Source organism: Cellulosimicrobium composti (genome assembly GCF_010287905.1).
Classification (GTDB): domain Bacteria; phylum Actinomycetota; class Actinomycetes; order Actinomycetales; family Cellulomonadaceae; genus Cellulosimicrobium; species Cellulosimicrobium composti.
In genome coordinates, this window is record NZ_JAAFAN010000093.1 from 1 (window position 1) to 10,872 (window position 10,872).

Consider the following 10,872-nt stretch of genomic DNA (forward strand, 5'->3'; position numbering starts at 1 on the left):
CCCGCGGCCCTGGCCGCCGGACCGGCCGCGGCCGCCCTGCTCGCCGCGCCCGCGACCGTCCGAGCGACCGCCGTCCGACCGACCGCGCCCGCGCGAGCCGCCGGCCGGCGTGTGCCGCTTGCCGGTCTCGCCGAGGTCCTCGATCTCCTCCGCGTCGAGCCCCGCAAGGGTGCGGCGCTCCTTCGGGAGGCGGCCCTTGGTGCCCTCGGGGATGTGGAGGTCCGTGTACAGGTGCGCCGAGCTCGAGTACGTCTCGACGGGCTCGGGGATGCCGAGGTCGAGGGCCTTGTCGATGAGCGACCAGCGCGGCACGTCGTCCCAGTCGACGAACGTGACGGCCGTGCCCTTGTTGCCCGCGCGACCGGTGCGGCCGGTGCGGTGCAGGTAGGTCTTCTCGTCCTCGGGGCACTGGTAGTTCACGACGTGCGTGACGTCTTCGACGTCGATGCCGCGGGCCGCGACGTCCGTCGCGACGAGCACGTCGATCTTGCCGTTGCGGAACGCGCGCAGCGCCTGCTCGCGCGCTCCCTGCCCGAGGTCGCCGTGGATGGAGCCGGCGGCGAAGCCGCGGTCGACGAGCTCGTCCGCGACCTTCGCCGCGGTGCGCTTGGTCCGCGCGAACACGATCGTGCGGCCACGGTTCTCGGCCTGGAGGATGCGCGCGAGCATCTCGACCTTGTCCAGCGCGTGCGCGCGGTAGACGACCTGCTCGATGTTCTTGACCGTCTGGCCGCCGTCGTCCGGGTCGTTCGCACGGATGTGCGTCGGCTGCTTCATGTAGCGGCGCGCCATCGAGACGACGGCGCCCGGCATGGTGGCCGAGAAGAGCATCGTGTGCCGCTGCGCGGGCGTGCGGGCCAGGATCTTCTCGACGTCGGGCAGGAACCCGAGGTCGAGCATCTCGTCCGCCTCGTCGAGGACCACGGTCGCGGCCCGCGTGAGGTTGAGGTGGCCCTGGTTCATGAGGTCGATCATGCGGCCCGGGGTGCCGACGACGACCTCGACGCCGCGCTGCAGCGCCTCGACCTGCGGCTCGTAGGCGCGGCCGCCGTAGAGCTGGACGATGCGCACCGAGCGCCGCTTCGAGGCCGTGGTGAGGTCGTTCGCGACCTGGACGGCGAGCTCGCGCGTCGGGACGACGACGAGCGCCTGCGGCTTGCCGGGCGCGGGCAGCTCGTCGAAGCCGGGCTCGCCCGGGGCGACGACGCGGTGCAGCAGCGGGACGCCGAACCCGAGGGTCTTGCCCGTGCCGGTCTTCGCCTGGCCGATGATGTCGTGGCCGGACATGGCGACGGGGAGCGTCATCGCCTGGATGGGGAAGGGCTGGACGATGCCCGCGTCGGAGAGCGCGTCGACGATCTCCTGGCGCACGCCGAAGTCGGCGAAGGTGGTGTTGTCCGCGTGGACGCTCGCGGCGACGGTCGTCGCGTCGGCGTCCACGTCGGGAGTCGCGTCTGTGGTGGTCACTGGTGTGCCTCTGTCTCGTTCGGGCACGCGCGACCGTCGGCGGGCCCGGCGGGGCCCGGAACCGGGAGCCTCCCGGTCGCGGTCGTACGCGCCTCGTGGCCGGCAGCCGATCGTGGGATGTCGTGGCCAGGCCCGCTCCGCGGGCCGTGCCGTGCCGTCGTCGTGCGCGTGACGAGCGTGAGGTCTGGACGACCGGGCAACCGATGTACGCCCGCCATGATATCGGACAACTATCCTGGCCCGATGAGCGACGCCCCGAACGCGACCCCCACGACCCTGCCCGCGGGGGACCACGCCGACGCGGTGGAGCTCCTCGGGCTCGTCGCCTACACCGAGCTCGCGAGCTTCGGCCGCCTCGCCGGGGACGCCGCCCACGCCCCGACGCTGCGTCAGCGTCAGGCGTTGTCCCGGCTCGCCGCCGCGATGCTCGACCGCCAGGAGCGCGTGCTCGTGCGCGTGGACGAGCTGGGCGGCGACCCGGACGACTGCATGACGGCGTTCGACGGGATCTTCGACGACTTCGACGCCCGCACGCGGCCGAGCACGTGGTGGGAGGGCATCCTCAAGGGCTACGTGGGCCAGGGCGTCGCGGACGACTTCTGCCTGCTCGCCGCCCAGGGTCTCGACGAGCGGTCGCGGACCGTCGTCGTGGACGCCCTGACGCAGGACACGCCGTCCCAGCGGTACGCGCCCGTCATCGCCGAGGCGGCCGCGGCCGACCCGGTGCTCTCGTCGCGCCTCGCGTTGTGGGGGCGACGCCTCGTCGGCGAGGCGCTCGGCGTCGTGGGCGTCGTGCTGGCCGAGCGCCCGGCGCTCGCGCGGCTCGTCGCCGCCGGCGCGGCGGCCGAGGCGCCGGAGCCGGGCGAGCCCGGCGGCGGCCCGGAGCCCGCGACGCAGTCGTGGGTGTTCGCGCAGCTCACCGCGGAGCACGCGCGCCGGATGGACCGTCTCGGCCTCGCCGCCTGAGGCGACGACGGATCCGGTCCGGCAGACAGCACACCGCCGCCGCGCCGGGCGGCGCGACGGCGGCGTCGGTCGGGGCGCGCCCTCAGGGGCGCGCGGACGTCACAGAGAGCCGAAGCCCACGCGACGCGGCTCCTCGGTGCCGATCTCGACGTACCCGAGGGACGCCGTCGGCACGATCACGCGCCGGCCCCGGGTGTCCGTGAGCTCCAGGGCGGGGGCGCCGCCGAGCGCGTCGGCGACCGCGGTCGCCACGGCCTCGGCGGACAGGTCCGTGTCGACGACGATCTCACGGGCCAGGTTCTGCACACCGATCGTGACTTCCACTCAGTTCTCCTCACAGCGGCTGCGCCAGGCGCAGCGACGACGGGCCTCGGTCCGCCCGGGTGGGGCGTCCCACCGGCGGCAACGCGATCGATAGTAGTCAGATTCCCGCGGCCGACCCGTCGAGCGCGGCGGCGTCGTCCTGCGCGTCGGCCGAGGGCCGGGAACGGCGCAGCATCCCGTGCACGCCGCGCCACACGAGCCGCGGCACGAGCCGGGTGACGTCGTCGGCCGTCGCGCCGTCGGGGCGGACGACCTCGGTCGCCGCCGCGCGCCCCACGGCCGTGCACGTGCGCGCGACGACGAGCGCCTCGCCGGCGTCGAGGTCGGCGATCCGCACGAGGACGTCGGCGAACGCCCCCGCGATCCGGGCGTCGGGCTCGAGCACGCGCGCGCGGACCACCGGGTCCCGCATGACGTCGGACTCGAAGAGCAGCGCCGCCGAGCGGCCGGCCGTGCACGCGTAGGCGACGTACGCGCGCACGATGCCCTCGAGGACCGCGAGCCCGTCGACCGCGAGCGCGTCGAGGTCGCCCGCCTCCACCCCGGGAGCGGGCTCGCGGAACGGGTCGAGCGTCGTGTGCACGGCCCGGACGAGCCGCTCGCCCTGCTCGTCGACGATCGCGAGGTAGAGGTCGAGCTTCGAGGGGAAGTGGCGGTAGAGCACCGGTTTGCCGACGCCGGCGCGGTCGGCGATGTCGTCCATCGAGATGTGGTGGTACCCCTGCGAGGCGAAGAGCTCCTCGGCGATCGCCAGGAGCTGGGCCCGGCGTGCGTCCCGCGGCATGCGGGTGCGCGCGGCGGCGGGCGGCGCGGCCGCGTCGCGCGTGTGTCCGCTGGCTCCCGTCATGGGGGGAGGATACGGAAACCCCTCCTCGTGTCGACCCCGTGTCGCGAGGAGTGGGACGATGGGCGCGTGCCCGACAGACATTCCCTCCCGAACCGGTCCACGGCGCCCCGCGCGGCCCGCCCGCCACGGGGTCTGCGGCACGGGGCCGCCGTCGCCGCGTGCCTCGTCCTCGGGTTCGGCGGGGGCGCCGCGACGGCCGAGGTGTGGGACGTCCCGCACCCGCGCGGCGCGAGCACCGAGGCGGCCGCGAGCCGGCAGGACCCGCCGGCCCCGGTCCGCGAGGAGGACGACGCGGCGAGCCGGTCCGCGGTCGGGCGCGCCGGCGCTGCCGCGAGCGCGCCCGAGCGTGCCCCGGCGCTCGACCTGCTCGCCCCCCGCCCCGACGCGATCACGGCGCCCGACCCGGCGCCGTCGGACCCGGGGACGACGACGCCGGAGCCGCCCGTCGCCGAGCAGCCGCCCGAGCCACCGGTCGCCGATCCCGGCTCCGGGCTCCTGGGCGACGTCGTCGTCGTCGCGCCCGACCTCGGCGGCGCGCTCGCCGTCGTCCCGGGCGAGAGCCCCGCGCCCGGCGGGGGCACGGTCCGGTCCGTCCGCGTCGAGGTCGAGGAGGGCCTGCCCGTCGACGGCGAGGTGTTCGCGACGGCCGTCCTCACGACGCTCAACGACCCGCGCGGGTGGTCCGGCCCCGACGGCGTGACGTTCTCGCGCACCGCGGCCGACGACGCGTCGATCCGCGTCGTGCTCGCGAGCCCCGCGACGACCGATCGCCTGTGCGCGCCCCTCGAGACCGAGGGGACGTACTCCTGCGGGAACTCCGTGACGGGCGTCGCGGTCCTCAACTTCGAGCGCTGGGTGCTCGGCGCGCCCGACTTCGGCGACGACGTCGCGACCTACCGCCAGTACCTCGTCAACCACGAGGTGGGGCACGTCCTGGGGCACGGGCACGAGGACTGCCCGGCCCCGGGCGCGGTCGCCCCGGTGATGGTGCAGCAGTCGATCTCGGCCCAGGGCTGCCTCGTCAACGGGTGGCCCGTGCCGTAGCGCGCCGCGCCGGGCGCGTGGCACCGCGGTGTCGGTGGCGCGTGATGGGATCTGACCGTGCCCCGGACGACCGCCCCCCGCCTCGTCGCGCGGCCTCGCGACGTCGAGGCCGACGTCGAGCTCGACCCCTCTCAGCGGGCCGCCGTCGCCGCGGCCGCCGGGCCGGGTGCGACGCTCGTCGTGGGAGCGCCCGGGACGGGCAAGACGCTCGTGGCCCAGGAGGTCGTGCTCGCGGCGCTCGCGGACGGGATCGCCCCCGAGCGCGTCCTGCTCCTCGCGGCGTCGCGGCGCGCGGCGGCGGCGCTGCGCGACCGGCTGTCCGCGCGCGCCCGGCGCACGGTCGGCGCCCCGATGGTCCGCACGGCGGCGTCCGCGGCTTTCGCCGTCCTGCGCGAGCGCGCGGCCGCGCTCGGTGAGCCGGACCCGACGCTCATCTCCGGCCCGGAGCAGGACCTCGTGCTCGCGGAGCTGCTCGAGGGCCACCTCGACGGCTCCCTGGCGCACCTGTCCCCGCTCGCCCTCCCGCCGGGCCTGCCCGAGGAGTCCCTCGGCCTGCGGGGCCTGCGCCAGGAGCTGCGCGACCTCCTCATGCGCGCCGCCGAGCGCGGCCTGACGCCGGGCGACCTCGCCGCCCTCGGCGAGCGGTACGACCGCCCGGAGTGGAGGCTGGGCGCCCAGCTCTTCGCGGAGTACCTCGACGTGACGGCCCTGCGCTCGGGCACGCCGGACGCCGGGGCCCGCTACGACCCGGCGGTCGTCGTGGACGAGGCGGCCGAGGCCCTGATCGCGTGGGACGACGAGGTGCCCGACGCCGCACGGCCCCGCTGGGACCTCGTCGTCGTCGACGACTACCAGGAGGCGACGGTCGCGACGGCGCGCCTGCTGCACGTGCTGCACAACGACGGCGCGCGCCTCGTCCTGCTCGGCGACCCCGACGCGGCGGTGCAGACGTTCCGCGGCGCGAGCCCGGGCCTCGTGGGGCGCGCGTCGGCCCCGCCGCGCCGGGACGGCGCGCGGCGCGGCGAGCTCGGCGCGCGCGTCGCCGTCCTCGGGACGGCGTGGCGCCAGACCGGTCCGCTGCGCGCGGTCACGCAGCGCGTCGCGGCGCAGGTGGGGACCGTCGCGGGCGCGGTGCACCGCGGTGCGGCGCCCCGCACGGCGCCGGACGACCCGGCGGACGTCGCACCCGGGCCGTCGGCCGAGGAGGTTCCGCCGGTCCAGGTCGCCGTGCTCTCCGCCGTCGCGCAGGAGGCCGCGTACGTGGCGCGCGAGCTGCGCGCCGAGCACCTGCTCCACGGCACGCCGTGGCACCGCATGGCGGTCGTCGCGCGCACGGGCACGCGGCTCGCCGCGCTGCGCCGCGAGCTCGTCGCGGCCTCGGTGCCGGTCACGCTGCTCGGGTCCGACGTGCCGCTGCGCGACGAGCCCGCCGTCGCGCCGCTGCTCGCCGCGGTGCGTGTGTGCGTCGCGGAGCCCGACGACCCGGGTGCGCTCGACCCGTTCACGGCGGCGGCGCTGCTCACGTCGCCCGTCGGCGGCCTCGACGTCGTCGCGCTGCGCCGGCTGCGGCGCGCGCTGCGCGCCGAGGAGCTCGAGGGCGGGGGAGGGCGGTCGTCCGACGCGCTGCTCGTCGAGGTCCTCGAGGACCCGGCGCGCGCCGCGACCCTCCCGCCGACCGTGCGGCGCGGCCCCGTCGCGGTCGCCCGTGCGCTCGCCGCGGGGCGCGCCGCGGCGGCCGAGCCCGGCGCGACGGCGCAGACGGTGCTGTGGGCGGTGTGGGCCGCGACGGGCCTCGCGGAGCGGTGGCGGTCGGCGGCGCTCGACGGCGGTCCGGCCGGGGCGCGCGCGGACCGCGACCTCGACGCGGTGCTCGCCCTGTTCCGCGCTGCGGAGACCTTCGTCGACCGCATGCCGGGCGCACCCGCGGGCGCGTTCGTCGAGTACCTCGCGTCGCAGGACCTGCCCGCCGACTCGCTCGCCGCGAGCGCGAGCGGCGCGGACGCCGTCGCGGCGCTCACCCCGGCGGGCGCCGCCGGGCGCGAGTGGGACGTCGTCGTGGTCGCGGGCGTGCAGGACGGCGTGTGGCCCGACCTGCGGCTGCGCGACTCGCTGCTCGGCTCGCAGGCGCTCGTCGAGCTCCTCGCGGGGCGCGCGCACGACGCGCACGGCGTGGGCGCGCAGGCGCGAGCGCAGGTCCTCGCGGACGAGCTGCGCGCGTTCGTCGTCGCGACGTCGCGCGCGACGCGCCGGCTCGTGGTCACCGCGGTGCAGGACGCCGAGGAGACGCCATCGGTGTTCTGCGACCTCGTCGCGCCGCCCGCCGCGCCGCACGACGGGACCGACGGACCGGACGACGGGACCGACGGGCCGGGCGCGCCCGGCGACGGGGCCGGCGGCCCGGGGGCCGCTCCCGGCGCGGGGGAGGGCTCGGCGGCACCGGGCGCGGAGCGGCGCCACGCGCGCGTCGGCGCCCCGCTGGACCTGCGCGGCCTGGTCGCGGCGGCGCGCGGCGTGCTCGTCGAGGCGGCGGCGCGCGAGGCCGCGGTGACCGAGACCGCGGTGACCGGGGCCGCGGCGACCGAGGGGGTGGGCGGGCCGGACCCCCGCGCGGTCGCCGCGGCGACGCTCCTCGCGGACCTCGGGGCGCTCGGCGTCGCGGAGGCGCGTCCGGAGACCTGGTACGGCGTCGCGGGCGTCTCGAGCGCCGCGCCCCTGCGCCGCCCGGAGGAGACCGTCGTCGTGTCGCCGTCGAAGGTGGAGACGGTCTCGACGTGCCCGCTGCGCTGGTCGCTCGAGGCGGCCGGCGGGACCGCGCCCGACGCGACCCACCAGAGCCTCGGCACGCTCGTGCACTCGATCGCGGAGAGCCACCCCACGGGGTCGCTCGCCGAGCTGCGCGCGGAGCTCGACCGCCGGTGGGCCGAGCTCGCGCTGCCCGACGGCTGGCCCGCGCGCCAGCTCCGCCGCCGCGCCGAGCGCATGATCGACAAGCTCGCCGCCTACGTCGCGCAGGCGGGCGAGCCGCTCCTCGTGGAGCCGACGTTCGACGTCACGGTGGGGCGCGCGCGCCTGCGCGGCACGATCGACCGGGTCGAGGCCGCGGGCGACGGCGCGGTCCGGGTGGTCGACCTCAAGACGGGCCGTCGCACCGCGACGAAGGCGGAGGGCGCCGAGCACCCGCAGCTCGGCGCCTACCAGCTCGCGGTCGAGGCGGGCGCGCTCGACGTGCCCGAGGGCACGCGCAGCGCGGGCGCCCAGCTCGTGTACGTGGGCAGCACGCACGTGGGCCCGGCCGTCGTGCCGCAGCCCGCGCTCGACCCAGCCCCCGACGGGTCGAGCTGGGCCCGCGAGCTCGTCGAGGAGGCCGCCGGGACGATGTCGGCCGCCGCGTTCACGGCACGCCAGAACGGGCTGTGCGAGATGTGCCCCGTGCGCCGCGCGTGCCCGGTGCAGCCCGAGGGCAGGAGGGTGGTCGCGTGAGCAGCGAGCTGTTCGAGCTCCCGGAGCCGGCCGGTCCGGCGGTCCGGCTCGTCGCGGCCGACGGCGTCGCGCTCGAGCCGGCCGAGCACGGGCCTTCGACCCCCGAGCAGGTCCGGCCCACGCTCTCCGCGACGCGCATCGCCGACCTGCTGGGCCGGCCCCGCCCGACGCCCGAGCAGGTCGAGGTCATCGAGGCGCCGCTCGAGCCGACGCTCGTGGTCGCGGGCGCGGGGTCGGGCAAGACGGAGACGATGGCGGCCCGCGTCGTGTGGCTCATCGCGAACGGCCTCGTCGCGCCGGACGCCGTGCTCGGCCTGACGTTCACGCGCAAGGCGGCGGGCGAGCTCGCCGAGCGCGTCCAGGTGCGGCTCGCGCAGCTCGCCCGGGCCCGTGGCGGCGCGGCGTCGGCGCTGTCGCTGCTCGACCGGCCGACGGTCGCGACCTACAACGCGTACGCCGCGTCCCTCGTCGGCGACCACGGGCTGCGCGTCGGCGTCGAGCCGGGGTCCCGGCTCCTGGGCGAGGCGCAGCAGTGGCAGCTCGCGTCCGAGGTCGTCGAGGGCTGGGACGACGACCTCGGCACGGACCGCGCGCTGAGCACGGTCGTCGCGGCCGTCCTGGGGCTCTCCGGCGCGCTCGGCGAGCACCTGCTCGAGCCCGCGGAGGCGCGCGACCGCCTCGCCGGCATCGTCGAGCAGCTCGACGCGCTCCCTCTCGGACCCCGCCAGAAGGCGCGGACCAAGGAGGTGGAGAAGCTCGTCGGGGACGTCGCCGAGCGCGTGCGGCTGCTCGACGTGGTCGCGGAGTACCGGCGCCGCAAGCGCGCGACGGACTCCCTCGACTTCGGCGACCAGGTCGCGCTCGCGGCGCGCCTCGCGCGCGAGGTCCCGGTCGTGGGCGAGACGGAGCGCGCGCGATACCGCGTGGTCCTGCTCGACGAGTACCAGGACACGTCGCACGCGCAGGTCGAGCTGCTCGCGGGCCTGTTCGGCGGCGGGCACCCGGTGACGGCGGTGGGCGACCCGCACCAGTCGATCTACGGCTGGCGCGGCGCGAGCGCGGGCGGGCTCGCGCGGTTCCCCGAGCGCTTCCCGCGCGCCACGGGCGACAGGTCGGCCGTGCGCTTCCTGTCGACGTCGTGGCGCAACGACGCCGCCGTGCTCGCCGCCGCGAACGTCACCGCCGCCCCGCTGCGCAGCGCCGGGCCGGGCGCGTCGGGCGACCGGGTCGAGGTGCCGCCGCTCGGTCTGCGCGACGACGCGGGGCCGGGCACGGTGTCCGCGCACGTCGCCGCGACGGCGGAGGAGGAGGCCGCCGCGGTCGCCGAGCTCGTCGCGGCGCGCTGGCGCCCGGCGAGCGCGCCGGGCGGTCGCGTCACCGCCGCGGTGCTGTGCCGCAAGCGCAGCCAGTTCGCCGCGGTCGAGGTCGCGCTGCGCCGCCGCGGCCTGCCCGTCGAGGTCGTGGGACTCGGCGGCCTCCTCACGACGCCGGAGGTCGTCGACGTCGTCGCGCTCCTCGAGGCCGTGCACGACCCCTCGCGCGGCGACGCGCTCGTGCGGCTCCTCACCGGGCCGCGTCTCAACCTCGGCGCGGCGGACCTGCACGCGCTCGGGAGCCGCGCCGCCGATCTCGCGCGACACGAGGGCGCGCTCGGGTCCCGCCGACGTGACGCGCCCGAGGACGGCGACGGGCCCGTCGTCGTCGAGGGGGACGTGGCCGACCACCGGTCGATCGTCGACGCGCTCGACGACCTGCCCGCGCCGGGGCAGGCCGCGTCCGACGGTCGCACGCTCACGCCGCAGGGCCACGCGCGTCTGTCGGCCCTGTCGCGTACCCTGCGCGCGCTGCGCGGGCTGACGTACCTCTCGCTCCCGGAGCTCGTCGTCGAGGCGGAGCGCGCGCTCGGTCTCGACGTCGAGGCCGTGACGAACGAGGCGCTGCTCGCGTCGCGCCGGCTCGCGGACCCCGAGGCCGTGAGCGACCGCGCGCGCGAGCACCTGGACGCGTTCCGCGACGTCGCCGCGACCTTCAGCCAGACGGCCGACGTCGTGACGCTCGGGGCGTTCCTCGCGTGGCTCGGGGTGGCGTCGACGCGCGAGAACGGGCTGGACCTGCCGGTGCGCGAGCCCGACCCGGACGCGGTGCAGGTCATCACGGCCCACGCCGCGAAGGGCCTCGAGTGGGACGTCGTCGTGGTGCCGGGCCTCGTGGACGGCGTCTTCCCGACGACGGCGCAGTCGTCGTCCGGCGTCCGCGCGGACAGCGGGTGGCTGACCGACGTGAGCCAGCTCCCGTACCCGCTGCGCGGCGACGCCGCCGACCTGCCGTCGTTCCGGTACGACCTCGCGTCCGACACCAAGGAGCTCGTCGCGCGCCGCGACGAGTTCCGCGCGGCGTGCGGCGAGCACCAGCTCGCGGAGGAGCGGCGCCTCGCGTACGTCGCGTTCACGCGCGCCCGCCGCGAGCTGTACCTCACCGCGTCGTGGTGGCAGACGGGCTCGCGCCCGCGCGCGCTCTCGCCGTTCCTGCTCGAGCTCGTCGAGGCCGGCGTCGTCGCGGCGGACGGCTGGTCCGCGCCGCCCGGGCCCGACGACACCAACCCGCTCGAGGACGTCGAGGTCACGGGCACGTGGCCCGCGCCCGACGACGCGCCCGCGGGCTCCGCCCGCGCGCTCCTGCGCCGGACCGCCGCCGCGGTCGACCGGGCGGCCGCCGACCGCGCCGCCGCGCACGCCGCCGCTGAC

The 10,872-nt window shown here is 77.7% G+C and carries 7 protein-coding genes; 4 read left to right on the forward strand and 3 right to left on the reverse strand.

Annotation, left to right across the window (positions count from 1 at the left end; translation table 11 throughout):
* Positions 1–1,467 (reverse strand): DEAD/DEAH box helicase (locus GYH36_RS17920; protein ID WP_312028703.1); only part of this gene is annotated, 1,467 nt, incomplete at its 3' end.
* A gap of 243 nt (positions 1,468–1,710) precedes the next feature.
* On the opposite strand from GYH36_RS17920, the gene GYH36_RS17925 reads away from it, so the two are divergent.
* A complete protein-coding gene (locus GYH36_RS17925) occupies positions 1,711–2,433 on the forward strand; it encodes a ferritin-like fold-containing protein (protein WP_115942150.1) in 723 nt (240 codons plus the stop codon).
* A gap of 99 nt (positions 2,434–2,532) precedes the next feature.
* Here GYH36_RS17925 and GYH36_RS17930 read toward each other — a convergent pair whose 3' ends face one another.
* Together GYH36_RS17930 and GYH36_RS17935 are read right to left on the reverse strand one after the other, a co-directional pair.
* On the reverse strand, positions 2,533–2,757 hold the full coding sequence (locus GYH36_RS17930) for a DUF3107 domain-containing protein (protein ID WP_024840453.1): 225 nt from the start codon (positions 2,755–2,757) through the stop codon (positions 2,533–2,535).
* A gap of 97 nt (positions 2,758–2,854) precedes the next feature.
* Complete coding sequence (locus GYH36_RS17935; protein WP_115942151.1) at positions 2,855–3,604, reverse strand: TetR/AcrR family transcriptional regulator; 750 nt, start codon at positions 3,602–3,604, stop codon at positions 2,855–2,857.
* Positions 3,605–3,670: 66 nt separating this feature from the next.
* Between GYH36_RS17935 and GYH36_RS17940 the strand changes: the two genes are divergently transcribed.
* The 3 genes from GYH36_RS17940 to GYH36_RS17950 all read left to right on the forward strand — a co-directional run.
* Positions 3,671–4,648: a DUF3152 domain-containing protein gene (locus GYH36_RS17940; protein WP_312028704.1), complete on the forward strand. Its 978-nt coding sequence runs from the start codon at positions 3,671–3,673 to the stop codon at positions 4,646–4,648.
* Between the two features lie 57 nt (positions 4,649–4,705).
* Positions 4,706–8,128 carry a UrvD/REP family ATP-dependent DNA helicase gene (locus tag GYH36_RS17945; protein ID WP_162290549.1) on the forward strand — a complete coding sequence of 1,141 codons (3,423 nt, stop codon included), beginning with the start codon at positions 4,706–4,708 and terminating at the stop codon, positions 8,126–8,128.
* A partial coding sequence (locus GYH36_RS17950; RefSeq protein ID WP_162290550.1) for an ATP-dependent helicase occupies positions 8,125–10,872 on the forward strand: 2,748 nt, incomplete at its 3' end. The genes GYH36_RS17945 and GYH36_RS17950, both read left to right, overlap by 4 nt.